Source organism: Shinella sp. AETb1-6 (assembly GCF_009826875.1).
Taxonomy (GTDB): Bacteria; Pseudomonadota; Alphaproteobacteria; order Rhizobiales; family Rhizobiaceae; genus Shinella; species Shinella sumterensis.
In genome coordinates this window covers 17,048-41,893 of the sequence record NZ_WUMM01000007.1, presented here as the reverse complement: position 1 = coordinate 41,893, position 24,846 = coordinate 17,048, and the positions used below count along the sequence as shown (strand labels likewise).

20 protein-coding genes and 1 riboswitch are annotated in these 24,846 nt (G+C 64.0%); of the genes, 11 read left to right on the top strand and 9 right to left on the bottom strand.

Going from position 1 to position 24,846, the window contains the following annotated elements:
* Positions 1 to 50 precede the first annotated feature (50 nt).
* The 4 genes from GR158_RS14025 (at position 51) to lysS (ending at position 6,157) form a co-directional block, all read left to right on the top strand.
* Entirely contained in the window at positions 51 to 803 is a 753-nt protein-coding gene (locus GR158_RS14025; protein ID WP_134646045.1) for a TerC family protein, read from the top strand.
* Positions 804 to 1,107: 304 nt separating this feature from the next.
* Positions 1,108 to 2,880 carry an SLC13 family permease gene (locus GR158_RS14020; RefSeq protein WP_160871510.1) on the top strand — a complete coding sequence of 591 codons (1,773 nt, stop codon included), beginning with the start codon at positions 1,108 to 1,110 and terminating at the stop codon, positions 2,878 to 2,880.
* A 128-nt stretch (positions 2,881 to 3,008) separates the two neighbouring features.
* Positions 3,009 to 4,478 carry a glutamate--tRNA ligase gene (gene gltX, locus GR158_RS14015; RefSeq protein ID WP_160871509.1) on the top strand — a complete coding sequence of 490 codons (1,470 nt, stop codon included), beginning with the start codon at positions 3,009 to 3,011 and terminating at the stop codon, positions 4,476 to 4,478.
* A 182-nt stretch (positions 4,479 to 4,660) separates the two neighbouring features.
* The gene (gene lysS, locus GR158_RS14010) at positions 4,661 to 6,157 is read left to right on the top strand and encodes a lysine--tRNA ligase (protein WP_134646051.1); all 1,497 of its coding nucleotides are present in this window, start codon (positions 4,661 to 4,663) and stop codon (positions 6,155 to 6,157) included.
* Between the two features lie 80 nt (positions 6,158 to 6,237).
* Here the strand turns inward: lysS and GR158_RS14005 are convergent, their stop codons facing one another.
* Together GR158_RS14005 and GR158_RS14000 are read right to left on the bottom strand one after the other, a co-directional pair.
* Complete coding sequence (locus GR158_RS14005; RefSeq protein ID WP_134646053.1) at positions 6,238 to 7,341, bottom strand: hybrid-cluster NAD(P)-dependent oxidoreductase; 1,104 nt, start codon at positions 7,339 to 7,341, stop codon at positions 6,238 to 6,240.
* 1 nt (position 7,342) lies between these two features.
* Positions 7,343 to 8,587, bottom strand: a complete 1,245-nt coding sequence (locus GR158_RS14000) for an aromatic ring-hydroxylating dioxygenase subunit alpha (RefSeq protein ID WP_134646055.1) — start codon at positions 8,585 to 8,587, stop codon at positions 7,343 to 7,345.
* Between the two features lie 106 nt (positions 8,588 to 8,693).
* Positions 8,694 to 8,948: riboswitch (cobalamin riboswitch) on the bottom strand.
* A 295-nt stretch (positions 8,949 to 9,243) separates the two neighbouring features.
* Between GR158_RS14000 and GR158_RS13995 the strand changes: the two genes are divergently transcribed.
* On the top strand, positions 9,244 to 9,858 hold the full coding sequence (locus tag GR158_RS13995) for a DUF6656 family protein (protein WP_134646057.1): 615 nt from the start codon (positions 9,244 to 9,246) through the stop codon (positions 9,856 to 9,858).
* Between the two features lie 19 nt (positions 9,859 to 9,877).
* Here the strand turns inward: GR158_RS13995 and GR158_RS13990 are convergent, their stop codons facing one another.
* Complete coding sequence (locus GR158_RS13990; protein ID WP_160871508.1) at positions 9,878 to 10,942, bottom strand: diguanylate cyclase domain-containing protein; 1,065 nt, start codon at positions 10,940 to 10,942, stop codon at positions 9,878 to 9,880.
* 157 nt (positions 10,943 to 11,099) lie between these two features.
* On the opposite strand from GR158_RS13990, the gene GR158_RS13985 reads away from it, so the two are divergent.
* Together GR158_RS13985 and GR158_RS13980 are read left to right on the top strand one after the other, a co-directional pair.
* On the top strand, positions 11,100 to 12,074 hold the full coding sequence (locus GR158_RS13985) for an L-threonylcarbamoyladenylate synthase (RefSeq protein ID WP_134646061.1): 975 nt from the start codon (positions 11,100 to 11,102) through the stop codon (positions 12,072 to 12,074).
* Positions 12,075 to 12,146: 72 nt separating this feature from the next.
* A complete protein-coding gene (locus GR158_RS13980) occupies positions 12,147 to 13,577 on the top strand; it encodes an FAD-binding oxidoreductase (RefSeq protein ID WP_160871507.1) in 1,431 nt (476 codons plus the stop codon).
* Between the two features lie 2 nt (positions 13,578 to 13,579).
* On the opposite strand, the gene GR158_RS13975 is transcribed toward GR158_RS13980, so the two are convergent.
* Positions 13,580 to 16,273: a DUF1217 domain-containing protein gene (locus GR158_RS13975; protein ID WP_160871506.1), complete on the bottom strand. Its 2,694-nt coding sequence runs from the start codon at positions 16,271 to 16,273 to the stop codon at positions 13,580 to 13,582.
* 174 nt (positions 16,274 to 16,447) lie between these two features.
* On the opposite strand from GR158_RS13975, the gene GR158_RS13970 reads away from it, so the two are divergent.
* Positions 16,448 to 17,011, top strand: a complete 564-nt coding sequence (locus tag GR158_RS13970; protein ID WP_134646067.1) for a DUF6101 family protein — start codon at positions 16,448 to 16,450, stop codon at positions 17,009 to 17,011.
* Positions 17,012 to 17,161: 150 nt separating this feature from the next.
* Positions 17,162 to 17,323: a hypothetical protein gene (locus GR158_RS13965; protein WP_160871505.1), complete on the top strand. Its 162-nt coding sequence runs from the start codon at positions 17,162 to 17,164 to the stop codon at positions 17,321 to 17,323.
* A gap of 3 nt (positions 17,324 to 17,326) precedes the next feature.
* Here GR158_RS13965 and ubiA read toward each other — a convergent pair whose 3' ends face one another.
* Together ubiA and GR158_RS13955 are read right to left on the bottom strand one after the other, a co-directional pair.
* Positions 17,327 to 18,280 carry a 4-hydroxybenzoate octaprenyltransferase gene (gene ubiA / locus GR158_RS13960; RefSeq protein ID WP_160871504.1) on the bottom strand — a complete coding sequence of 318 codons (954 nt, stop codon included), beginning with the start codon at positions 18,278 to 18,280 and terminating at the stop codon, positions 17,327 to 17,329.
* Between the two features lie 82 nt (positions 18,281 to 18,362).
* Positions 18,363 to 19,166, bottom strand: a complete 804-nt coding sequence (locus GR158_RS13955; protein ID WP_370359124.1) for a MipA/OmpV family protein — start codon at positions 19,164 to 19,166, stop codon at positions 18,363 to 18,365.
* Between the two features lie 269 nt (positions 19,167 to 19,435).
* On the opposite strand from GR158_RS13955, the gene purD reads away from it, so the two are divergent.
* Positions 19,436 to 20,707 carry a phosphoribosylamine--glycine ligase gene (gene purD / locus GR158_RS13950; RefSeq protein ID WP_160871503.1) on the top strand — a complete coding sequence of 424 codons (1,272 nt, stop codon included), beginning with the start codon at positions 19,436 to 19,438 and terminating at the stop codon, positions 20,705 to 20,707.
* 104 nt (positions 20,708 to 20,811) lie between these two features.
* On the top strand, positions 20,812 to 21,282 hold the full coding sequence (locus GR158_RS13945; RefSeq protein ID WP_160871502.1) for a plant virulence effector HPE1-like domain-containing protein: 471 nt from the start codon (positions 20,812 to 20,814) through the stop codon (positions 21,280 to 21,282).
* A 100-nt stretch (positions 21,283 to 21,382) separates the two neighbouring features.
* On the opposite strand, the gene GR158_RS13940 is transcribed toward GR158_RS13945, so the two are convergent.
* From GR158_RS13940 to GR158_RS13930, 3 genes are all read right to left on the bottom strand, one after another.
* Positions 21,383 to 21,877 carry a DUF523 domain-containing protein gene (locus tag GR158_RS13940; RefSeq protein ID WP_160871501.1) on the bottom strand — a complete coding sequence of 165 codons (495 nt, stop codon included), beginning with the start codon at positions 21,875 to 21,877 and terminating at the stop codon, positions 21,383 to 21,385.
* Between the two features lie 12 nt (positions 21,878 to 21,889).
* Positions 21,890 to 24,004, bottom strand: a complete 2,115-nt coding sequence (gene glyS / locus GR158_RS13935; protein ID WP_160871500.1) for a glycine--tRNA ligase subunit beta — start codon at positions 24,002 to 24,004, stop codon at positions 21,890 to 21,892.
* A gap of 137 nt (positions 24,005 to 24,141) precedes the next feature.
* Positions 24,142 to 24,846, bottom strand: coding sequence for a hypothetical protein (locus GR158_RS13930; RefSeq protein WP_134646079.1), 705 nt, complete (start codon positions 24,844 to 24,846; stop codon positions 24,142 to 24,144).

Here is a 24,846-nt window from a genome sequence, read left to right as displayed (position 1 = left end):
CATACATACGGAACCGTTCACACACCGTACCTTGGAGAGGAACACACCGGATGGACAGCATTCTTGCACTCATGCAAGACCCGGCCGCTTGGATCGCACTCGTCACGCTCATCGTGATGGAAGTCGTCCTCGGCATCGACAACCTCATCTTCATCTCGATCCTGACGAACAAGCTCCCGGTGGAGCAGCGCGAACGCGCGCGGCGCATCGGCATCGGGCTTGCACTCGTTATGCGCCTCGCCCTGCTGGGCACGGTCGCATGGATCGTCAAGCTGACCACCCCTATTTTCGAACTCTTCGGCCACGGCTTCTCCTGGAAGGACGTCATCCTCATCGCCGGTGGTCTCTTCCTCGTCTGGAAGGCGACCAAGGAAATCCATCACAATGTGGACCCTATCGACCACAAGGAAGACATGGTCGGCCGCACGGTAGCAACGAACTTCGGCGCAGCGATTGGCCAGATCCTGTTGCTCGACCTGGTTTTCTCGGTCGACAGCATCATCACCGCCGTCGGCATGACGCCGCATCTGCCCATCATGGTCGTCGCCGTGGTCTTTGCCGTGGCTGTCATGCTGCTCGCCGCAACACCGCTCGCGAACTTCATCGAAAAGAACCCGACCATCGTCATGCTGGCGCTCGCCTTCCTGCTGATGATCGGAACGACGCTGATCGCCGAAGGCATGGGCTTCCATGTGCCCAAGGGCTACATCTACGCCGCCATGGCGTTCTCCGCTCTCGTTGAACTTCTCAACATGTTTTCTCGCCGGGCACGGCAGAAAAACAAGGGCACCACCCATCACTGACAGGAAAACCGGCGGGACATTCATCCCGCCGGTTTCTTTTGTGGGTGCCGATGAAGGTCGAAGGCGGACCGGACGGGTTGGGAGCTCGCCTGCCGTTTCGTTGGCCACGGGAAGAAACCGGAAAAATCCCCGTGTTCTCCATCGCCGTCGGGTCCGGTTGACACGGCCCGCCCTCCCCTTGCAAACCGTGCCGGAGACGGATTGTTCCTGAAAGAAGCGGCGCATATCTTCTCACGCCCACGGTGGAACCGCAGCCGTTCCGAAGGAATTTCCGCAGACATTTGCTTCATGCATGGATCCCGACATGACCCTAGAGCAGACCTTCGCCTTCGCCGTTATCGCGCTGATGATGGCGGCGTTCATGTGGGGTCGGTTCCGGTATGATCTGGTTGCATGCTGTTCGCTGCTTCTTGCGCTGGCGCTCGGCATCGTGCCCTTCGACAAGGCTTTTTCCGGGTTCTCCGACGACATCGTGATCATCGTCGGCAGCGCACTGCTGGTGAGCGCGGCCGTCGCGCGCTCGGGCATCGTCAACGTTGCGGTGAAGCGCTTCTTCCCGAACCTCACGGCAATGCGCGCCCAGCTTGCCCTGCTGCTCGTATCGGTCGCGGTGCTCTCGGCCTTCATCAAGAATATCGGCGCGCTCGCGATCATGATGCCGCTCGCCTTCCAGTTCGCGCGCAAATCCGGCGCGCCCGCCTCGAAGTTCCTGATGCCCATGGCCTTCGCGGCGTTGCTCGGCGGCCTCATGACCCAGATCGGCACCTCGCCCAACATCGTCGTGTCCCGCATGCGCCAGGAGATCACCGGCGAGAGCTTCACGATGTTCGACTTCACGCCGGTCGGCGCGACGCTTGCCGTCTGCGGCATTCTTTTCATGCTGTTCTTCAACCGCATCGTGCCGAAGCGCGGCAACAACAATGCCAGCATCGAGGAATCGCTGGAGGCCGCTCCCTATTCCTCGGATGCGACAGTTGAAGAAGGCTCGTCCTCCGTCGGCAAATCCCTGAACGAGGTGCTGCGCAATGGCGACGGCGAGGTGATCGCGACCGCCGTCATCCGCGGCAACACCCATCTGCGGCCGCTACCCGACATCGTCCTGCAGGCCTACGACACCATCTTGATGGAAGGCACGGCCGGCGGGCTCGACAAGGTGGTTTCGGCGGCAGGGCTCGCGCTCTCCGGAAAGCCGATCCTCCTGGAACGCGGAGAAGACGGAGAAATCAGCGCGATCGAGGCGGTGGTCGGCACGGAATCGCGCCTTGTCGACCTCTCGGCACGCAGCATCGGCCTTTTCCACTCCTATGGCATCAACCTGCTGGCGGTGAGCCGCCAGGGCCAGCGCCTGCGGGAAAAACTCTCGGAAGTGCGCCTGCGCCCCGGCGACCTCATCGTCATCCAGGGCAACGACCGCACCTTGCCATCGCTCCTGCCGGAACTCGGCCTTCTGCCCCTCGCCCAGCGCGAAATCCTGCTCGGTGCGCCACGGCGCGCCATGATACCCGTGCTGATCCTGGTGGCCGCCATGGCGGCCACCGCTTTTGGGATTGTGCCTGTCGCGACGGGATTCTTTGCCGCGGCCGTCGCCATGGTCCTGTTCAAAACCGTGCCGCTGCGTGAGGCCTATGCCGCGCTCGACGGGCCTATCCTCGTCATGCTTGCGGCCCTCATTCCCGTATCCGACAGCCTGCGCACGACGGGCGCCAGCGAACTCATCGCCGAATGGCTCGGCGCAGTCGCCGTGCACCTGCCGCCCTTCGGGGCCATAGCCCTGATCCTGCTCACAGCGATGGCCGTGACACCCTTCCTCAACAATGCCGCCACCGTGCTCGTGATGGCCCCGATCGCGGCGAGCTTTGCCGCCACGCTGGGCTACAGGCCCGAGGCTTTCCTGATGGCGGTTGCAATCGGCGCCGGCTGCGACTTCCTCACGCCCGTCGGCCACCAGTGCAACACGCTGGTCATGGGGCCGGGCGGCTACAAGTTCTCCGACTACCCGCGCGTCGGCCTGCCGCTTTCGGTCCTCATCGTCATCGTCAGCGTTCCGGCCCTGCTCGCCGTCTGGCCCGTACGGTAACAGGCCGAGTTTTTCTTGACGCGCCGGGCTGAATATGGTCTCACCCAGCCCAATGGAAAGCCTCTTTCCGCCGTGTGAAACGGCTCAAAACCGGGCTCTCCCCTCCATAAGTCAAGACGGGCCACATCATGAGCACTTCCGGAACCGCATCCGGCGTTCGCGTACGCATCGCACCCTCCCCGACCGGCGAACCGCATGTCGGCACCGCCTATATCGCGCTTTTCAACTATCTCTTCGCCAAGAAGCACAACGGCACGTTCATCCTGCGCATCGAGGATACGGACGCCACGCGCTCCACGCCGGAGTTCGAACAGAAGGTGCTCGACGCGCTGAAATGGTGCGGCCTGGAATGGTCCGAAGGCCCTGACATCGGCGGCCCCTACGGTCCCTATCGCCAGTCCGACCGCAAGGACATCTACGGTCCCTTCGTCGACAAGATCGTCGAGAGCGGCCACGGCTTCAAGTGTTTCTGCACGCCCGAGCGGCTGGAGCAGATGCGCGAGGCCCAGCGCGCCGCCGGCAAGCCGCCGAAATATGACGGCCGCTGCCTGCATCTGACGGCAGAAGAAGTGACCAGTCGCGTCGAAGCCGGCGAGCCGCATGTCGTGCGCATGAAGATCCCGACCGAAGGCTCCTGCAAGTTCGTCGACGGCGTCTATGGCGAGGTCGAGATCCCGTGGGATGCGGTCGACATGCAGGTTCTGCTCAAGGCCGACGGCATGCCGACCTACCACATGGCCAATGTGGTCGACGACCACCTGATGAAGATCACCCATGTGGCGCGCGGCGAGGAATGGCTCGCCTCCGTACCGAAGCACATCCTGATCTATCAATATCTCGGGCTCGAGCCGCCGGTCTTCATGCACCTGTCGCTGATGCGCAATCACGACAAGTCGAAGCTGTCGAAGCGCAAGAACCCGACCTCGATCTCCTATTACTCGGCGCTCGGCTACCTGCCGGAAGCGCTGATGAACTTCCTCGGCCTGTTCTTCATCCAGATCGCCGAGGGCGAGGAATTGCTGACCATGGATCAGCTCGCCGAGAAGTTCGATCCGGAGAACCTGTCCAAGGCCGGCGCCATCTTTGACATCCAGAAGCTCGACTGGCTGAACGGCCGCTGGCTGCGCGAGCAGCTGACGGAAGTGCAGTTCACCCAGCGCGTGCTGGAATGGGCCATGGAGAACGACCGCGTCCGCCAGGGCTTGAAGCTCTCGCAGTCGCGCATCTCCAAGCTCGGTGAACTGCCCGACCTCGCCGGCTTCCTGCTGAAATCCGATCTCGGCCTGACGCCGGAGTCCTTCGCCAAGGTGAAGTCCACGCCGGAAGAGATTCTGGACGTGCTGAACCAGGTGCAGCCGGATCTCGAAAAGATGCCGGAATGGACGGTCGAGAGCATCGAGGCGGAACTGCGCGCCAGCGCCGACAAGCTCGGCAAGAAGTTGAAGGTCGTCGTCGCCCCGCTCTTCGTCGCCGTCTCCGGCTCGTCGCGCTCGCTGCCGCTGTTCGACTCGATGGCCATTCTCGGCCGCTCCGTCGTGCGCCAGCGCCTCAAGGTCGCCGCGCAGGTGGTGGCCTCGATGGTCGGTAGCGGGAAGTAAGAAAGAGGGGTTCCCCCTCATCCGCCTGCCGGCACCTTCTCCCCGAGGGGAGAAGGAGAATATGGCGCCCACGACGCACTCCAGTCCCCTCTTCCTCGGGGAGAGGGTTAGGGTGAGGGGGTAGCCAGGGGCGGCGTTTTGCAATTAATTGCGCGGCAAGCGCCGCAACAGAGTTCGAAAAAATGACCGACACGAAGACAGAAACCGCCCTTTCCTCCGATCCGACGGAAGTCCGCCGCCAGAAGCTCGAGCAGCTGCGCAAGACGATCGGCGATGTGTATCCGGCGCATTTCCACCGCACGATGACCAATGCGGAACTGGCCGACAAATACGAGACGCTGGAACCGGACACGGAAAGCGGCGACGTCGTGACGGTCGCCGGCCGCGTCTATTCCTCGCGCAATTCCGGCATGTTCATGGACATCCATGACGCCTCGGGCAAGATCCAGATCTTCAGCCACAAGGATACGACCCCGCAGGAGGCCCGCGACCTGCTGCCGATGATCGATATCGGCGACATCATAGGCGTGACCGGCACCGTGCGCCGCACCAAGCGCGGCGAGCTGACGATCAACGCGCAAGAGATCGTCATGCTGACGAAGACGCTGCTGCCGATGCCCGAGAAGTGGCATGGCGTTTCGGATGTCGAGATCCGCTACCGCAAGCGTCACCTCGACATCATGACCAACGAGGAATCGAAGCTGCGCTTCCAGCAGCGGTCGAAGATCGTCTCGGGCATCCGCCGCTTCATGGAAAACGACGGCTTCATGGAAGTCGAGACGCCCATGCTGCACTCGGTATACGGCGGCGCAACGGCCGAGCCCTTCAAGACGCACCACAACACGCTGAAGCTCGACATGTACCTGCGCATCGCGCCGGAACTGTTTTTGAAGCGCACGCTGGTCTCCGGCCTCACCGACAAGGTGTTCGAGATCAACCGCAACTTCCGCAATGAGGGCGTGTCGACACGGCACAATCCCGAATTCACGATGATGGAGTGCTACTGGGCCTATGCCGACTACGAGGACATCATGGACCTCGTGGAACGCCTCTTCGCCGAACTGGCCGTCAAGATCCACGGCTCGACCGAATTCGCCTATGGCGACAAGGAGCTCTCCTTCAAGGGCCCGTTCAAGCGCGTGCCGATGCCGGACGCCGTCAAGGAAGCGACCGGCATCGACTTCCTGGCCATCAAGACGGACGAGGAAGCCCGCGCCGCCGCCAAGGCTGCCGGCTTCGAAGTCGAGAAGGACTGGACCTGGGGCGAGTGCCTTGCCTTCATCTTCGAAGAGAAGGTCGAGGGCACGCTGATCCAGCCGAGCCACGTCACCCATTTCCCGAAGGACATCTCGCCCTTCGCCAAGGAAGTGCCGGGTGAGCCGCGCCTCGTCGAGCGGTTCGAGACCTATTGCAACGCCTGGGAACTCGGCAATGCCTTCTCCGAACTCAACGATCCGGAAGAGCAGCGCGCCCGCATGGTCGAGCAGCTCAACCAGGCCCATGCCCGCGGCGAGAAGGACAAGCAGCTCGACGACGAGTTCCTGGATGCGATCGACCAGGGCATGCCGCCCGCCGGCGGCCTCGGTATCGGCGTGGACCGCCTGATCATGTTGCTCACCAACGCCCCGTCGATCCGCGACGTCATCCTCTTCCCGGCCCGCCGCGCAAAGGCGGACTGAGGCCGGATCATAATCCGAAAACACAAAGCCCCGTCACCGGCCGGTGACGGGGCTTTTTATCGAGATCGTGCAGCGCTGCCTTACGCTTCGATCGACACGTCGCCGATCGGCCGCGAGCAGCAGGCAAGGATGTAGCCTTCCTCGATTTCATCATCGAGAATGCCGCCATTGTGGTTCATCTCGACCTCGCCGGAAATCTTCATCACCCGGCAGGTGCCGCACAGGCCGCCTTCGCAGGCCGCGCCGATACGCACCCCGGCCGATCGCGCCGTCTGGAGGATCGTCTGGCCGGGCGGGCATTTCGCATCCTTGCCCGCCATGGTGAAGGTGACGGTCGAGACCGCGTTGGCATCGACCTCCTGCTCACCCGCACCCGCACGGATCGCGATTTCCTCCGGCGCCGGCGCGGCCGCCGGCTGGAAGCTTTCCTCGTGGTAGCGGTCCATGTTGAAGCCGCAGACCTTGAGCATGTCGCGCACGCCACGCATGAAGGGTTCCGGGCCGCAGCAGAAGACGGTGCGGTCACGGAAATCGGGTGCCAGCAGCGACAGCCGGGCGGCATCGATACGGCCGCGCACGCCGTGCCATCCGTCACGCGGATTGTGGCCTTCCACGACGAAGCCCAGCGACAGGTTGGGCATCTGGGCCGCAAGACATTCGAGCTCCGCCTTGAACAGCAGGTCTTCCGGCTTGCGGGCGCAGGTGACGAAGGCGACATCCGATTGCGGGCTGCAATCCGACATCCACCGCGTCATCGACATCATCGGCGTCACGCCGGAGCCGGCCGAGATGAAGAGGTACTTTTCCGCGGGATAGCGCACGAAGGAGAAATCGCCGAGCGGGCCGAAGGCCTTCAGCTTCATGCCGGGACGCAGATGATCGAACATCCACCGCGTGCCGATCGAGTTCTTCTGCGCCTTCACCGTCACGGCGACGGAGAAGGGACGCGAAGGCGTCGAAGACAGCGTATAGGTCCGCATGACGGGATCGTCTTCCGAGACCGGCAATTCCAACGTGACGAACTGGCCCGGCAGGTACCGGAACCAGTTGTCGCGATCGGAACGGAAGGTAAAGGTCATCACATCAGCCGTCTCCACCGTGACAGCGATGCACTCCAGCATATGCTGGCGATCGTTCCACGGCTGGAGTTCGTCGAAATGGCGGAAATCGCTCGTGGCCGTCATGTCAGGCGACCCGCGACAGCGGCTTCTTGGCGCCGTCGAGCCGCTCCACCATGAAGTTGGTGTACCACTCGACGAACTGCATCACGCCGCCCTCGTCTTCGGGCGAGTAGGGGCCGGGCTGGTAGGCCGGCGAGCGAATGCCGAAGGCGTTTTCCTCGACGATCCGGCGGTCCTGGTCGTTGGTTTCCGTCCAGACATGCGTAAGCTCGTCGAGCCGGTAGTCCACGCCCTCGACCGCATCCTTGTTGACCAGCCACTTCGTCGTGACCTGCGTCAGCTCGGGGCCGAGCGGCAGGACGCGGAAGGTGATGGCGTGATCGGCCAGCACATGGTTCCAGGTCGTCGGGTAATGGAAGAGCAGCAGCGTGCCGATATGGCTTTCCAGCACGTCGCTCGACAGCGGCCGCTGCACGGCGCGCGCGCCGGACATGGTGTAGCTCTCGGCATCCTGGATGAGCGGCATGCGGGCGGCACGGAACTGGCCAGACGGCGAGATCTTGAACTCGCTCGGCAGGCCGGCGGCTTCGCACTTCGCCCAGTGCTCCGCGATGACAGGATCATCCTTGGCGCCCTGTACGCCCGTCGCGCTCGGCGCTTCGGGATAGGTGCGGCAGAGTTCCGGATGGTTGGCGGCGCAGTGGTAGCACTCGCGGTTGTTTTCCCACACGAGCTTCCAGTTGCCCTTCTCGATGATCGTGCTCTCGAAAGCGACCTTCGTCTCGCCGAGGCGGTGGCGGGCGAGATAGGGATCGACGAGATTGCGGAACGGCGCGAAATCGGGCGCCTCGTCTGCAAGGCAGATGAAGATATAGCCGCCGACCGTCTGGCAGTGGATCTGCTTCAGGCCGTGCTGGGTCTTGTCGAAATCCTCGGCCATGTGGCGCGCGAAGAGCAGCGAACCGTCGAGTTCGTAGGTCCACTGGTGGTAGGGACAGACGAGCTTGGCGGAAGAGCCCTTGTGCTGCGTGCACACGCGCGAGCCGCGATGGCGGCAGGAATTGTGAAGGGCGCGAACGGTGCCGGTCCGGTCGCGGGTGACGACGACGGGATAATCGCCCACCTGCACCGTGAAATAGTTGCCGGACTTGGGGATCTCGCAGTCGTGGCCGATGAACAGCCAGTCGCGGTACCAGATCGTCTCAAGATCGAGCTTGTAGTAATCGGGGTCGATGTAGAAAGCCTGCTCGAGGCTGTGGCCTTCGCGCCGGTTCTTGAGCTTGCGGAGCACGTCGCTGTGAATGTCCATGCCGGATCCTCAGAATATCCAATAATTTGCCGAGGCGCGCTGAGGAGACGGCATCCGGGCGGCAAGCCGCACGGTCTGCACGCTTCCCGGCCGCCCGCCGCAGCCAGTCACGATCGTTACTCCAGGCTGGTTTCCGGGCTGAGGAGTGTCCTTGGCCGATCATGATCCGGACAGAAAGCCTCGCGGCTCGTCTGGGACCATGCCTTCCGGACCTGGTGCAGCGCCTTCCCGGACCTCCCGTCCAGTGGCTTCCTGCTGCACCTTGCTCCAACACCGTTGCGGGGGCAGCGCCGGATTTAAACCGGCTTCCCAATTCTCCACCCCTCCCTTGGAGGCGGGCACCTTGAGTGTTCTTATCTAACCGCAAGAATGTCCGGGCGGCATGCCGGAAAACGACATGCCATCATGTTTTGACGACAGCCGCCTTTGCAGGGGTTCCATCTGCATCGCTTTCATTAAGCCAAAGGTTTCAATGCGATGAGCCTAATTTTGCGGCGCTATGCGTATAGTTTTGGCAGCGGACTGCCAAATGACGTCAGGTTGTCATATTGCGACCACAAAGGGTGCATCTGGAAACGGCACGCTGTCGGAAAGGAAAGCTTAACGACGTTTCCATACTCTTTCGTCGATAAAGGCGCGACGATGGGGTGCGACGGGTGCAGCAGACAGGTTTCCGATACTACGACGCTGTCGCCTTCAAGCGCGCGAACCCGCCCCGATCCGCGCATACCGAATTCCTGCGCACGGGGCGGATCGATCGCACGCCGACCTGGAGCGCTACGGAAAAGCGGTATCTCAGCTACGAAGAAGTCGCCGAGCGCACCGGCCGCAAGCTGGAACGGGCCGGCAGCATCACCCACGGCCGCATCAACCGCTTCCACCAGTCCATCCAGTTTCCCCGCCTGATCTTTCACCGAACGCTCGCCGGCACGCCGCATCTCGGCTATTGCCACATCACCGTCGCCAAGTCCCGCTTTGCCGAATTCGAGAATGTTCAGTGGGCCTTCTACATGGCCAATTTCCAGGCCGAGATCGGCGCCGACAGCGACCACGGCGAGCAGTTTTTCGATAGCATCTCCCACACGCCGGGCCGCATGTATTTCGCCGTCGCCATCATGCCTGCGGAAGAAGCCGGACGGCTCAGGATCGACAGCAAGATACGCGGAAACGGCGTGCTGTTTCGCACCGATGACCCGAAGCTGGCGATGAAGAACGTTCTCATGCTTGGCGCAGGCAACGAGGCGCTGCGCAAGATCATCCGGGCGATGTAGCGGGGCAGCGACCGTTGGCTCAGGACGCCCGGTAGAGCATCCAGTCGCGACCGGAAGCGGCGGATTCGCCCGGTCCATGCACGACGACCCTGTCACCGCCGCCAGCCCGCGCCTCCGCCAATGCCTGTTCGCAGGCCGATGACAGAGCCAGCGCGCTATCGGCCCGGTCGGCCATGCAGACACCGGCGGACAGGGTCAGATGGCCGAGATTGCGGCCCGTGCGCGGATCGCGCAGCGCCACCGTCTCGAACGTATTGCGCAACTGATCGATGAGCCGCAACACCTCGGCTTCGTCCCCCGTGCGGAACAAGAACCCGAAGCGCAGGCCATCGAAACGGACGGCGAGGTCTTCACCGGGGAACACCTGGCGAATGAGGCCGCCATAGAAGGTCACAAGGTGATCCGAAAGCGCCTCGATCTGCGCGGGAGAAAAGCGCCGTCCTGCATCGACCTCGGCGATGGCGACCCCGCACAGCATGGGCAGTTCGGCATTGGCATAGACGCCGGCAAGCGCCTTGTTGAAGGCCCGGCGATTGCCGAGTTTCGTCGGCGGATCGATGAACTTCATCGCCTCGAATTCCGCCATCTCCTTCTGGATGCCGTCCATGACGACCGATTGCGCCGCGACCTTCTTCTCCATTTCCGCCGTGTGCGTGACACGCAGCTCCGTTGCCCGCTGGAGCGCCTCGAGCGAAGTGCCGAGCGCGCCCTCGCCCATGCCGCTGGCATTGCGGATCACCTGCGACGCTTCGCCGATCAGGCGGCCATAGTCGGAAAGCGAGGCGCGCTCCTGGCCGAGCAGGTCCATGAAATTGGCCATCTCGTTGGTGATCGCGCCCGCCGAGCGCTGCAGCACGCTCGCCTCGTGCTGATGCGGCAGGTATTTGCGCCCGAGCTCGTCGAGCCCCGCCTGGGTCTTGTATTTGCCGAGCGCAATGAACTCGCGCACGAGGTCGGGGTTGTTGCCCGCGTAGGCCTCGTAAACCAGCTCGTAGTTTCGCGGCAGGCCCTCGATGCCCATCTGCTTCATGGCCGTCGCAACGCGCAGCGCAACATCGATCGTGGAGGATTTCTTGTGTGTCATCAACCGGAACCTGTGGGCACAACCTGTTACCATCAGGCATATCAGTGCGCCCTTACGGCCAGTCTAATCAGGTCGCTCCAATTTTAGGCAATGGGCTGGCCTCTTGGCATTCGCTGCCAAAGCCCTGTAAAGGAAGCCGACGAAACGGAAGCGCGAAATGGCTGATATCGTGGACACGAGGACGGATGCGGCGGCAGCCCTGGAGCGCGCCTGCGAGGCCCTGTCCCGCGGCGTGCCCGTCGCCATTCCCACGGAAACGGTCTACGGCCTGGCAGCCGACGCCACCGACCCGCTGGCGATCACCCGCATCTATGAAATGAAGGGCAGGCCGCGCTTCAACCCCCTGATCTGCCACATGGCCGATCTCGCGATGGCGGAGCAACACGCGGTCTTCGATCCCCTGTCGCGGGCACTCGCGCAAGCCTTCTGGCCGGGACCGCTGACGCTCATTGTGCCGATCCGTCCCGAAAGCGCCATCCATCCGCTGGCGCGTGCCGGCCTGGATACGGTCGGCATCCGCGTGCCGGCGGGCTTTGCAAGCCGTCTGCTCACCGCCTTCGGCCGCCCGCTGGCGGCACCCAGCGCCAACACGTCAGGCAGGATCAGCCCGACGACGGCTCGCCACGTCGCCGATGACTTCGGGGACAGGCTGGAACTGGTTCTCGACGGCGGTCCGGCAGCCGTCGGGCTCGAATCCACCATCCTCAAGGTCGAGGGCGACGCGATCCGTCTGTTGCGGCCGGGCGGCCTCGATGTCAGCGAGATCGAACGCGTGACCGGCCGGCGCGTCCAGCGCAACGAAAAGGCCGGTGCCGCCATCGAGGCCCCCGGCATGCTGGCCTCGCACTATGCACCCGTGGCGCCCGTGCGGCTTGACGCAAGCGACGTCAAACCGGGCGAAGTGCTCATTCGCTTCGGCGGCGCACCGCTTCCCGGCGAGGATGCCGCAGCACTCGTGCTGGATCTGAGTCCGGCCGGCAACCTGGCCGAAGCGGCCGCCAATCTGTTCGGCTATATGAAGCGTGCGGACGCGACCGGTGCCGGCTCCATCGCCTTCTCGCCGATCCCGGAGACCGGCCTCGGCGAGGCCATCAACGACCGCCTGCAACGGGCCGCCGCGCCGCGCGGCTAGATTTATGACGGCATTCCCCGGCGCCGATGCAATGCGTTTGGGCGGGAGATGCACAGGAAGGAACGACGACGCATGGTCCAGGCGACCCTTTCCCCCGACCTCATCGCGCGGTTCGCCGCCATCGTCGGCCCGGCACACGCCCTTGTCGACGACGGCGATATCGCCCCCTACCTGATCGAAAGCCGCGGCCTGTATCACGGTGTCTCGCCACTGGTGCTGCGGCCCGGAACCGTGCAGGAGGTTGCCGATATCCTGGCGCTCGCCACGGAAACGCGCACGGCGATCGTGCCGCAGGGGGGCAATACCGGCCACGTCGGCGGCAGCGTCCCGCGCGAAGGGGCCGCCGACGTCGTGCTCTCGCTCTCCCGCCTCAACCGCATTCGCGATGTCGATCCGGTGGGCGATGTCATCGTCGCCGACGGCGGCTGCGTTCTGGCCGACATCCAGGCGCAAGCCGAGGCGGTGGGCCGGCTCTTTCCGCTGTCGCTCGGCTCGGAGGGCTCCTGCCAGATCGGCGGCAACCTTTCCACCAATGCCGGCGGCACCGCCGTGCTCGCCTATGGCGGCATGCGCCAGCTCTGCCTCGGGCTTGAGGTCGTTCTGCCGACGGGCGAGATCTGGAACGGGCTGCGCCGCCTCAAGAAGGACAATACGGGCTACGATCTGCGCGACCTCTTCATCGGCGCGGAGGGCACGCTCGGCGTCATCACCGGCGCCGTGCTCAAACTGTTTCCCCGTCCACTCGGCCACGAAGTCGCCTTCGCCGGGCTGAAATCGGTCAAGGACGCGCTGGCGCTGTTCGAACGCGCTTCCAGCCGGTGCGGTACCGCGCTTACCGGGTTCGAACTGATGCCGCGCCTCGGCGTCGACTTCACCACACGGCACATTCCAGGCGTCCGCAACCCGCTTGCCACCGTGCATGACTGGTATGTCCTGATCGACATCTCGACCTCCGATGCCGCCGAGACCGCCACGCGCATGATGGAGGCACTTCTGTCCGAAGGTTTGGAAGCCGGGCTGGTCGAGGATGCGGTGGTCGCGGCAAGCGAGGAACAGCGCAAGGCGCTCTGGCACATGCGCGAAAGCATGTCGCCGGCGCAAAAGCCGGAAGGCGGATCGATCAAGCACGATATCTCGGTGCCGGTTTCCGCCATCCCGGACTTCATGGCGGAAGCGGACGCCGCCGTCATGGCGGCCATTCCCGGCGCGCGCATCTGCTCCTTCGGGCACATGGGCGACGGCAATATCCATTACAACATCTCCCAGCCCGTCGGCGCCGACAAGCAGGCGTTCCTGGACCGTTGGCGGGAAATCAACCACCTCGTCCACGGCATCGTGCTGAAATACCACGGCTCGATTTCAGCCGAGCATGGCATCGGCCAATTGAAGCGCGACGAGCTTGCCGCGGTGCGCGCGCCGATCGAGATGGACCTGATGCGCAGGGTCAAGCGCGCCTTCGACCCCGCCGGCATCATGAATCCCGGCAAGGTCCTGAAGGCCTGACGTCAGGCGCCGCCGGTGCGCAGCTGCGCCAGCGACATCATGAGATCGGCGCTGATACCGGCCGAACCATTGCTGGTCAGCACCGACAGGGCGGGATCGGTCGTGGCCTGATTGTCCAGATCGTAGAGCACCGAGAACTTCACGATCATCTTGGACACCTTTTCCGGGTCCTGCAGGTCCTTCAGGTCGAGATGGCGCTTGATCATGTCGGCCTGCGCATCGATGTTGGCGCTGCCGACCTCGTCGGGCAATTGGAACAGCGTCTTGAAGACCGCAAACAGCGCGTCGTCGGCAAGGATGTCGTAGGCGCTGCCGACCGATGGAGCCTTGCGCTCGAAATAGAGTGCGAGGCGCACGCCGGCATTGTCGCTGCCTGCCTCCTCTTCCAGCATCTGTCGGACATGGCTGTCGATGGTCTCGTAGATGCCGCGCCGCGACTGCACGGCATCGGCGTCCGGCTGCACGACCCTGCCATCGGAGTTGAAGTTGAAGGAAGCGACCATCTTGCGGTAGGCGCGATTGGACTGCTGGTTCACGAAGCTCTTGGGGTCGTCGAGATCGGAGGTGAAGATCTTCGCCATGAACTCCGCATCGACGCTTTGGGTGTCGATCCCGTTTGCCGTGAGCACGAAAGCCACGAGGCGTTCGTCCGACAGGAATTCCTTGACGGTCTCCACCTTCTGCATCTGGGCGGAGTAATATTCCGCCTCCTTCTGCGCCAGTTCCTTGTCGTCTTTCGTGCCGAAACGGGATTTCGCCGTGAGATAGGCGCGCGACATCACGAGAATTTCGGCTTCCGACTGTGCCAGCTTTGGGGCCGTGACATTGCCGTCCGGCCCGAAATTGAACGCCTTCGCCAGCTCGACGAAGCGCTCGTCCTTCAATTGATACACGTAGCTTTTCGGATCGTTGAGATCGCTTTTCAGCACATTCTTGATCGTAAACGCCGAGACCTTGGCCGGATCGATGCCGAAGGCCTTCAACGCGAAGCTGTAGAGCGTGGACTCGCCCAGGAAGTCCTGCACGGTCTTCACCGCGCCGATCTGCCCCTTGAAGCGCTTGATGGCGAGTTCGTCGGCCTCTTCGTCCTTGTCATTGTAATGTGTGAGATAGGCGCTGGCGGTTTTCGCGGTCTGCGTGGCCGTCTGGGCGCTGTCGCCTGCCGCAAGCGAGCCGTCTTCCTGGAAATTGAAGGCCGCCCGCAGCGCGATGTATTTCGCCTTGTCGGCACCGCCGAAGGCGTTGATATAGCTCGACGGGTTGTCCGGATCCGGATCGCTCGTGATGATGTTGCGGATCGTCAGGCTGCCGACCGACAGCTTGTCGAGCCCGTAGGCGACCTTGAGATAGGAGACGAGACGCGCGTCGTCGGCGAGTTCCTGCGCGGTGGTGATGCTGCCGATCCGGCTTTCGAAATAGTCCTGATGGATCAGCGCCGCAGCCGTCGTCACACGCGGATTGGAAAGCGTGTAGAGTTCCTGCGTGCTCGTCTTCTGGCTTGTATCCTGAGCTGTTCCGGCCGCAGCCGTCCCGTCTGCTGCGAAGTTGAACGCTGCCGCGAGCATGAAGTACTTGTTGGCGCTCGAAATGATCGTGTCCTGACGCGCGATCTCCGTCTTGAGCGACGCGATGCGGGACGCCGCCTCCGCGCGCGGAACCAGCACCGCATCGAGATCGGCCACGGCGGCCTGCTTTTCGACCAGCTCGGCCTGGTAATCCGACCGGCGGGTCTGGAGGGTTGCCTTCGCCGCCTCCTTGCTGTCGATGAGCGCCTGCAGCTCCGCGGCGCCAAGCCCATCTGGATTGGTCGAAAGCCGGGCGATCTCGGCATCCAGATCGGTGATCTGCGTCTGCAAGGCCGGAATATCGGTTTCGAGCTTGGTGATACGGGCGAGATGCGTCTCGCGCAGCTGTAGCGGCGCCAGTGCATCGCTCGCCACCTGCCTGGCCTCCTGCGCCGCCGTTACGCCACCACCGAACTGTGTGTTGATGTAACTGGACGGATCGTTCAGGTCGCTCGACAGCGCCCCACGCACGGCCTCGCGCGAGTATGTCTTGGGATCGATACCGAAGGCCGTGAAGACATAGCTTCGCAGCCGGTCATTGTTGAGAAGCTGATCGACGTTTGTGACCTGATCGATCACGGCGTTGTAGTAACGGCTCTCTTCCTTGATCGCCGCTCCGGCATTGGCGGCGCCCGCCGTATAGAGGCCGATGACCTCATCGAGCTGCGCCTCGGTCTGGGCCGTCGCCGTCGTGGAGGTGTTGAAGGTGAAGGCGCTTGCGAAGTTCCGGTAGCGCTCGTCCGTCAGCTTGTTGGCAAAGCTGTTGGGATCGGCGAGGTCGCTGTCGAGCACCTTGCGCATGAAGGCCTTGGCATAGCCCATGTCGTCCAGGCCATAGGCCTTGACCGCATAGGAGTAGAGCCGGTGATCATCGAGGAACGCGTCGACCGAGGTAACCTTGCCGATATTCTCCTTGTAATAGGCGGCGTCGCGCGCATTGACCGTCTCCGCCGCCGTTCGGTTCAGCGACTTCAACAGGTCCTTCGCGATGAGGTTGTAGCTCGTATAGGTCGACAGCATCGGGAACCGTTCCTTCCAGTCATCGGCAAGCCGATCGGCGTCATTTTCGCTGCCGAGCCTTGCCCCGGCCTGTCGGGCCGGCACGCCACACATCGCGCCGCCGGCATTCATAAGTTCGAAACCCTAGCCGGTTCGGTTTTGCTAACCATCGGGAACCGCAAAGTTTTCTTAACCGCAATTTTTAAGCGGCTCGGAAGGGGCTGCGCCTATTCTCGCCCTCAGAGGACGGAAAGTCCCGATGAGAAGACCGGAAACCGGCTCTCAAGGAAAACAAGGGTGAAAGACATGCTGAATACCGTTTCCAAGCCGGCATGGGCCGGCAACACGCTCCGGCTCGATCCCAAGCGCTTCCCGCAGCAGGTATCGTTCGAGCTGCGCGCCGAGGGAACCGATGCCACCATCACCCTCGACGAGCGCGGCGCCGTTTTGCGCAAGGTCCTGCCGTCGAGCGGGCTTCCGCTTTCCATCGCGCTGCCTGCCCGCGCCTTCAAGGGCGTCGCCGCGCGCGCCATCGACCATGGCAACGGCGACGTGACCGTTACCCTCGAACTCCACCACGACGACCCGGACCTCTGCATTCCGCTGCTGGTGGCGCACGATCTTTGCGATATCGCCGCCGACTGGCGCAGCTGGTCGGATGCCTACCGCATTCCGATGCTGATGGTGGAGGCCGACGGCATCGCCCGGCCCCTCGATGAAAACCTCACCGTCGGCAGCCGCCCGGCCAAGCCGCGCCGCCGCCATTCCTACTTTGCGGACCGCCGTCCGCGTTTCCTCGTGCGCCGCACGACGGGCAAGCTCGGCGTCCAGATGAAGATCGACGGACGGGAAATCATCGCCCGCCGTTGAGCATGCGCTGACCTCCATGAAAAGCCGGCCGTTCCCTGCGGCCGGCTTTTTCGCGTCCCCCTGTTCCCGCAGGAACAGCCGTCTCCGCCCCTCCATGCCACATAGCGTCAACGCCGGCCCGGCCGGAAACGAGCGCAAGGGACGGATCACATGGCAAAGCTCTTCACCGCACTCCTCATCCATCTGCGCAAGGCGGATGCAGCCCTCGTCTCGCACGGCCGGCCGCCCCGCCGCGGCTTCGAGCTGGCCATGCATCCCGCAACGCTCCGCCGCACGGGCCTTTGCCCGCAGAACAGTGCGCGCCGGGGCTAAGGATCAGGCGAAAGGAATGGCGACGGCCAGCGCGAGAAAGATGCTGAGGCCGACGACGCCGTTGAACTTGAAGAGCGCCAGACACTGCTCCGGATCGTCGATGTCGAGCGTCCTGATCTGCCAGGCCAGCATGAAAGCCGCGACGACGAGCCCCAGCCAGGCGACGATGCCGACGTCGGCAAGCCAGAACGAGGCGGCGATGAGCGCAACGGTCAGGCCGTAAAGGGCGACAAGCCACGGCTTGGTCCGATCGCCGAACAGGCGCGCGGTGGAGCGCACGCCGATCAGCGCATCGTCTTCCTTGTCCTGATGGGCGTAGATCGTGTCATAGCCGACCGTCCACGCGATGGCGGCGACATAGAGGGTGCCGGCGGCCAGGGAGAGCGTCCCGAATTCGGCGGCCCAGCCCATCAGCGCACCCCAGGAAAACGCCATGCCGAGAAAGAACTGCGGCCAGTCCGTGAAGCGCTTCGCAAAGGGATAGATTGCGACGATCAGCAACGAGACGATGGCAAGCAGCACGGCGAAGCGGTTGAATTGCAGCAGCACGACGAGGCCGACCAGCGTCTGCAGGAGCATGAACACCTTCGCCTGCCGGCGCGTGACGCGACCGGATGGCAGCGGGCGCGAGCGGGTGCGCGCCACCGCATTGTCGATATCGTGGTCGACGAGGTCGTTATAGGTGCAGCCCGCACCCCGCATCGCCACCGAGCCGATGAAGAACAGCACGAGATGGAAGACGAAGCGCGTCCAGTCGAACGTCCCGGCGGCGGCCGCGACATTGGCGGCGAGCGCAGTCGACCAGAAGCACGGCCACATGAGCAGCTGCCAGCCGATCGGCCGGTCCCAGCGGGCAAGCTGCGCATAGGGCCAGAGCGCGCGCGGCAGCACGCGATAGACCCAGTTGTTGGACGGTGCGTCGGCGACGCGGCCGGAATCGGTCGAGGTGGTGATCATGCACCTTGATCGCAAGCGCTCACGTTCCGGTCAAGCGTCACGCCGTCGCAACCGTGAGCCTGCGACGGCGCCCTGTTGCGGTTTAGCGGAGCGTGAAATCGAACTTGTAGGTCGCCGCGACGCCGATCAGGAACTGATCGCGGTCACCGCGCTGCTTGACGAGGCTCGAATCCGCCGCCGGGCCGACGAGGCGTTTGTATTCCGCAAAGGCGCTGGTCTCGATCTTCTCGTTGACCTGCCAGGTGATCGCCGCACCCGCGCCGACGGACTGGATGCCGCCGCCCGGATCGTAGGCCGCGAGACCGGACGCGGCGACTTCGCTCGGCTTCACGCCGTAGTAGGTCTTCATGTAGTCCTTGGACGCGATGGTCATGCGCGGGCCGGCCGAGACGCGGACATTGGGCACGACGTCGACGAAGGCATCCGCCGCGATATCGGCGACCACACCATGATGACTGCGGATGCCGTGGCGCACTTCGCCGCGCAGGCGCAGGAAATCCGTCGGATAGACCTCGGCGAAAGCACCGAGTTCGCCGCCGAACTTCACCGGCGTCAGGCCCTTCAGATCGTCCGAATCGCCCTCGTCGCGCGGCATGATCAGCTTGCCGGTCGCGCCCGCGCGGAAGGCGCCATTATCGATCAGCGCGAAGGACGGGTTGTCGTTGCGCGAGGAGAAACGAACCGTGCTGCCGGCCTTGCCGAGCGAGATCAGCGGCGTGACCTGGAAAAGGTACTTCTTGGAGCCTTCGTAACGCGGAGCGGAGAAGCCCGCCGCACCCACCTTCAGATACCAGTCGCCGGACCAGAAATAATCGCCGGCACGGGCGGATATGGGCGCAAACAGAAGCGCAGCCGCAGTCATTGCGGTCGTAACACGGATACTCAAAACACAATCCTCGTTTGACCGACGGCCCCGCAGTAGGCCGCCGTGAACTTTGATTGCCTAGAATTATCCATGTTTGATTACCGATTCGCTAACCATCGCGTTCCCGCGACTGGTACGAGGACGTGCAGCTGATCGACACCGAACTGGAAAACCTCGGCCGTCCCGTCGCGGAAAAGGGTGCCGCCACCCTCTGAAGCCGCAGGCCCTTGACCTTTGCGCCCCGTCCCCTTAACCCGCCTGCTAATCACGGACGGATCGAGGGTACGGGCATGAAGGTTCTGTTGATCGGATCAGGCGGACGCGAACACGCCCTTGCCTGGAAGCTGGCGCAGTCGCCGCTGCTGACCACGCTCTATGCCGCACCCGGCAATCCCGGCATAGCCGAATGCGCGACGCTCGTCGCGCTCGATATCGAAGACCACGAAGCCGTTGCCGCCTTCTGTGCCGATAACGGCGTATCCTTCGTCGTCGTCGGTCCGGAAGCGCCTCTGGTCGCAGGTTTGGCCGACGTGCTGCGCGCCAAGGGCATCGACGTTTTCGGCCCGTCGGCGGCGGCCGCCCAGCTCGAAGGCTCCAAGGGCTTCACCAAGGATCTCTGCGCGAAATACGACATTCCCACGGGCGCCTACCAGCGCTTCACCGATGCAGCCGCCGCCAAGGCCTATGTCAACGAGCAGGGTGCGCCCATCGTCATCAAGGCCGATGGCCTTGCCGCCGGCAAGGGCGTGACCGTCGCCATGACGCTGGATGAGGCACTTGCAGCGATCGACGATTGCTTCGACGGCGCCTTCGGCGCGGCCGGTGCCGAAGTGGTGGTGGAAGCCTTCCTCGACGGCGAGGAGGCGAGCTTCTTCTGCCTGTGCGACGGCGTGAACGCCCTGCCGCTCGCCTCGGCGCAGGATCACAAGCGCGTCGGCGACGGCGATACCGGACCCAATACGGGCGGCATGGGCGCCTATTCGCCCGCCCCGGTCATGACGCCTGACATGGTCGAGCGCACGATGAGGGAAATCATCGAGCCGACAATCCGCGGCATGGCGGCGGATGGCCATGCGTTCCAGGGCGTGCTTTTCGCCGGCCTGATGATCACCGCCAAGGGTCCCGAACTCATCGAATACAACGTGCGTTTCGGCGATCCCGAATGCCAGGTGCTGATGATGCGCCTGGACAGCGACCTGCTGCCGATCCTCCACGCATCCGCCGTTGGCCGGCTCGACAAGGTCACCACGGAATGGCGCGACGCGCCTGCGCTCACCGTCGTCATGGCATCGAAGGGTTATCCGGGCGCCTATGAGAAGAACACGCCGATCCTGTCGCTGCCGGCGGATGACGCGGCGACGAAGGTGTTCCACGCCGGGACAGCCCTGAAGGACGGACACCTGGTCGCGACAGGCGGCCGCGTTCTCAACGTCACCGCCGTCGCGCCGACGGTGGCGGAAGCGCAAAAGGCCGCTTATGCCGCCGTCGACGCCGTGACATGGGACAACGGCTTCTGCCGCCGCGATATCGGCTGGCGCGCCGTCGCCCGCGAACAGGCCTGAGGCCCGGCCGAAACGGGCCGGTTTGCTCAAATTTTACCATCTCTCCTGACGGGACCGTAACCGGTAACGGCTATTCTTCCCTCAACCATGAGGGAGACCCGTTGATGCGTACCCTGCTGCCGACCTTTGGCTTGCTCCTGCTCGCCGCGCCTGCCTTTGCCGGTTCGATCGAGACCATGCCTGCCACCACGTCATCCTCGAGCATCTCGACGGTGCGCTGCGATGCGTGCCCCGCGCTGAAGCCGAAGGCAGAGACCTCGACCTATCACGTCGATGCCATCGCACCGGGCACGCAGAAGATCGAAATCCGCGAACAGAACGGCGAGCGCAAGGTTTTCCGGACGGAAGCGTGGATGGGCGGCTCGCCCGTGCTGTTCGTCAACAAGGCGCCCGCTGAAACCGTCCAGGCGGCCGAGGCTGAAAAGCCGCTGGACGAGAACGCCGCGGCCGAAACCGTCGACACCAGCGCCAAGACGAGCGCGCTGGGAACCGATGCAGCGCGCGAAACAGCGACCGCAGCCGTCGCCACCTCACGGGAGTTTGATCCGACAAAATTTGAACTTCGCGTGGAATGACCCCATATTGGAGGAACCCTGCCTCTCGGTCCCTCCAGACTGACGGGAATTCGCGAAAGCGGACGTTGCGCCCCTGACCTCAAGCAGGGGCGTATGCGTGTCAGGCGGTCTCCGCGAGATCACGCGCCAGCGCATCCACTTGCCCGTCGGAATAGACGGCAATGCCGTTGCGGCGCAAAAGCGCAGCCGTCACGCCCTTCCCGACATGCCGGACGCCGGAAAACGAGCCGTCATAGACAAAGCCCGAGCCGCAGGACGGGCTACCGTCGATCAACAGCGCATGCCGGCAGCCATGCGCCAGCGCCACATCGAGCGCGATACGCGCGCCTTCGATATAGGCCGCCGACACATCCCCGCCGGAAATTTCCAACACGCGCGCCCGCCCGTCGAGCACATCGTCGCCATCCAGACCGTTTTCGATTTCGGCAGGCGGCCGTGGCACGGCAAAGCCGCCGGCCAGTTCGGGACAGAGCGTCACCAGCCGCCCGGCCGCACGCCAGCGGTCCACGGCCTCATGGAGCAGCGGCTTGGCCGATCCGTTGTAGCGGACCGGCAGACCGGCGAGGCAGGCGCTGATGAGGATCTTTCCTGTCATCAGCGCAGCACCTCATCCCGCGATCTTGGAGAAATCGGCAACCGTGCCGGTCGCCGCGCGAATGGAAGACAAGAGCGCCAGCCGGTTGGCGCGGATCGCCGGGTCTTCGTCATTCACGAGAACGTCGGTGAAGAACTGGTCGACCGGCGCGCGAAGCGTCGAAAGCGCGGCCATGGCGGAGCGGAAATCCTCGCCGGCCACGGCCGCCGCGGCATCCCTGGAGGCTGTCTCGATCGCGGCATAAAGCGCCTTTTCGGCACCCAGTGTCAGAAGATCGGGCGAGACGGCGACTTCGATCACCGTGCCCTTCTTCTCCTCGGCAGCCAGCAGCTGCGTCGCGCGCTTGGTGCCGGCGAGCAGGTTGCGCCCCTCCTCCGAGGTGATGAACGCCGTCAGTGCTTCCACGCGACGGGCCACCATCAGGAGATCGTCGGCGTCAGGCGTCAGGACCGCGTCGATCAGGTCATGGCGCGCGCCCATGTCGCGCAGGTAGACCTTCAGACGGTCGTGGAAGAACGACACGAGGTCGGCATCCTTCACCACGGTCGAGAGCGGCAGCCGGATGTTCTTTTCGAGCAGCATGCGGATCACGCCGAGCGCGGCGCGGCGCAGTGCATAGGGGTCCTTCGAGCCGGTCGGCTTTTCGTCGATCGCCCAGAAGCCGATCAGCGTATCAAGCTTGTCGGCCAGCGCGACCGTGAGGCCGACCTTGCCCGACGGCACCCGGTCGGACGGGCCCTGCGGCTTGTAGTGATCCTCGATGGCCTCGGCCACCGACGCATCCTCACCCTGCAGGAGCGCATATTTGCGGCCCATGATGCCCTGGAGTTCGGGGAACTCGCCGACGGCCTCCGTGCGCAGGTCCGCCTTGGCGAGCACCACGGCCCGGTCGACCAGCGCCGGATCGGCGCCGATGATCGGGGCGAGTTCGGCTGCGAGCGTGCGGATGCGCGCGACGCGCTCGCCCTGCGTGCCCAGCTTCGCGTGGAAGGTCACGTTGAGAGCGTCGAGCTTGGCCATGCGCTGGTCGAGCGGCTTCGAAAGATCGAGACCGAACTTTTCGGCCGAGGCCTGCAGCGTGTCGAGATCCGGCAGGTCGCCCTGGTCGCGCAGCCAGAAATGCTTGGCATCGGAGAGCCGCGCACGCACGACCTTGCCGTTGCCATGCACGATCTCCTTGCCGCCATCCTTCGCCTCGATATTCGAAACGAGGATGAAGTGGTTGGAAAGCGTGTCGGCGCCCGGCTTGCGGGTCACGAAACACTTCTGGTTCGTCTTGATCGTCAGGCGGATGATTTCCGACGGGATCGACAGGAAATCCTCCTCGAACGTGCCCATCAGCACCTGCGGCCATTCGACGAGACCGGACACCTCTTCCAGCAGCCCCTCGTCCTCGACCAGTTCAAGACCGTTGGCAAAGGCGATATTGTTGGCGTCGGTCGCGATGATCTGCTTGCGGCGCTCGGCATCGAGCACGACCTTCGCCTTTTCGAGGCTGGCGGCATAATCCTCGAAGCGGCGCACGGTGATCGGCTCCGGCGCGTGGAAACGGTGGCCATAGGTGACATTGCCGGCGACGATGCCGCCGATCTCGAACGGCACGACGCGGGTTTCCTCGGTTTCCGAACCGAAGGTGCAGACGATGGATTGCAGCGGGCGCACCCATTGCAGCGAGCCGGGCCTGGCCGATTCCGCGCCGGAGCGCATCGGCTTCGGCCAGGGGAAGTTCCTGATGATGCCGGGCATCACCTCGGCGATGATCTCATCGGCTACGCGGCCCGGCTTGACGACGTGGGCGACGTAAAAGTCGCCCTTCTTCGGATCGCTGTGAACGTGGGCCTCGGCAATCGAGGCAAGGCCCGCCTTGCGGAGGAAGCCCTGGATCGCCTGCTCCGGCGCGGATGTTGCCGGGCCCTTGATATCCTCGCGCACGTCGCTGGAGCGGGCGTTGAGGCCGCGGATATCCAGTGTCAGGCGACGTGGGGTCCAGTATTCGCGTGCGCCCTCATAGGTCAGGCCCGCCTCGACAAGCGCATCGGTGACCAGCTTCTTCAGGTCGCCTGCCGCCTTGCGCTGCATGCGGGCAGGGATTTCCTCGGAGCGGAGTTCAAGCAGAAGATCGGGCATGTCAACTTTCCTCACCCTCTCCGCCGGGAGAAGGTCGGCACACCGGCCGGTACGGGGTCAAAATCGTGTGCTTCTGCTAGCAAAGTTGGGCGGTGCTGTACAACGGCAAAGTTGCCGTGCGGCGGATGGAACCGCCGTCAGTGACCGCTCGCGGCAACCTCGTGCGAGCCTTCCTCGGCCGTGTCGGCAGAGGCGTGGCCATCGGCCGGCGCCTCGTGGCCGCCCTCCTCCGGCTTCGCCTCGCCATGCCCGCCGGATTTGCCGGCCTCGGCCACCGCATTGGGATCGACACAGTCTTCCCGTTCCGTCATGGCGGTGACGATGGTCTTGATCTCGTCGAGCGAAAGCTCCTTGCGTTCGCCGTAGAATTCGCCGTTGCCCGCCGGCTTTCCATCCGTATAGCGGGCGACGAAGGGCGCGCTCATGCCGGGAATGGCCGAGGGGTCACGCGCGAAAAGCACTTCGGCGCCGATGGCACGGCCGCGCATGTCGGCCCGATAGACCGGACCGGCGGCATCGAGCATGATCACCTGGTAGAGATCGGCCTCTTCCGCATTGGAAACCGCACCGGCGACACGCAGCGCGGTCTTGACGCGAACCTCGCCGTCCTTGGCGTCGGAGCGCACATATTTGCGCAGCCACTGCTGCCCGTCGCGATCAAGCCGCACGGTGGTGACCGTCGTGCAGGCGGCCCCTGATACCGTTTCCGTCGAGGGGCCGAGCAGAACGTCGCGCCCGACGAAGATGGCGGCGGCACCGGACGCACCGGTCAGCACCGTTACACCGGCAACAATGATCAGAAGCTTCCGGGACAAGCGGAACGAGATCGGGAGCAGCTTCAC

Excerpts from the sequence above, each read along its gene's own strand:
- GR158_RS14025 (WP_134646045.1), top strand. The coding sequence starts at position 51 with ATGGACAGCATTCTTGCACTCATGCAAGACCCGGCCGCTTGGATCGCA.
- GR158_RS14020 (WP_160871510.1), top strand. The coding sequence starts at position 1,108 with ATGACCCTAGAGCAGACCTTCGCCTTCGCCGTTATCGCGCTGATGATG.
- gltX (WP_160871509.1), top strand. The coding sequence starts at position 3,009 with ATGAGCACTTCCGGAACCGCATCCGGCGTTCGCGTACGCATCGCACCC.
- lysS (WP_134646051.1), top strand. The coding sequence starts at position 4,661 with ATGACCGACACGAAGACAGAAACCGCCCTTTCCTCCGATCCGACGGAA.
- GR158_RS14005 (WP_134646053.1), bottom strand. The coding sequence starts at position 7,341 with ATGACGGCCACGAGCGATTTCCGCCATTTCGACGAACTCCAGCCGTGG.
- GR158_RS14000 (WP_134646055.1), bottom strand. The coding sequence starts at position 8,587 with ATGGACATTCACAGCGACGTGCTCCGCAAGCTCAAGAACCGGCGCGAA.
- GR158_RS13990 (WP_160871508.1), bottom strand. The coding sequence starts at position 10,942 with ATGACACACAAGAAATCCTCCACGATCGATGTTGCGCTGCGCGTTGCG.
- GR158_RS13985 (WP_134646061.1), top strand. The coding sequence starts at position 11,100 with ATGGCTGATATCGTGGACACGAGGACGGATGCGGCGGCAGCCCTGGAG.
- GR158_RS13980 (WP_160871507.1), top strand. The coding sequence starts at position 12,147 with ATGGTCCAGGCGACCCTTTCCCCCGACCTCATCGCGCGGTTCGCCGCC.
- GR158_RS13975 (WP_160871506.1), bottom strand. The coding sequence starts at position 16,273 with ATGAATGCCGGCGGCGCGATGTGTGGCGTGCCGGCCCGACAGGCCGGG.
- GR158_RS13970 (WP_134646067.1), top strand. The coding sequence starts at position 16,448 with ATGCTGAATACCGTTTCCAAGCCGGCATGGGCCGGCAACACGCTCCGG.
- GR158_RS13965 (WP_160871505.1), top strand. The coding sequence starts at position 17,162 with ATGGCAAAGCTCTTCACCGCACTCCTCATCCATCTGCGCAAGGCGGAT.
- ubiA (WP_160871504.1), bottom strand. The coding sequence starts at position 18,280 with ATGATCACCACCTCGACCGATTCCGGCCGCGTCGCCGACGCACCGTCC.
- purD (WP_160871503.1), top strand. The coding sequence starts at position 19,436 with ATGAAGGTTCTGTTGATCGGATCAGGCGGACGCGAACACGCCCTTGCC.
- GR158_RS13945 (WP_160871502.1), top strand. The coding sequence starts at position 20,812 with ATGCGTACCCTGCTGCCGACCTTTGGCTTGCTCCTGCTCGCCGCGCCT.
- GR158_RS13940 (WP_160871501.1), bottom strand. The coding sequence starts at position 21,877 with ATGACAGGAAAGATCCTCATCAGCGCCTGCCTCGCCGGTCTGCCGGTC.
- glyS (WP_160871500.1), bottom strand. The coding sequence starts at position 24,004 with ATGCCCGATCTTCTGCTTGAACTCCGCTCCGAGGAAATCCCTGCCCGC.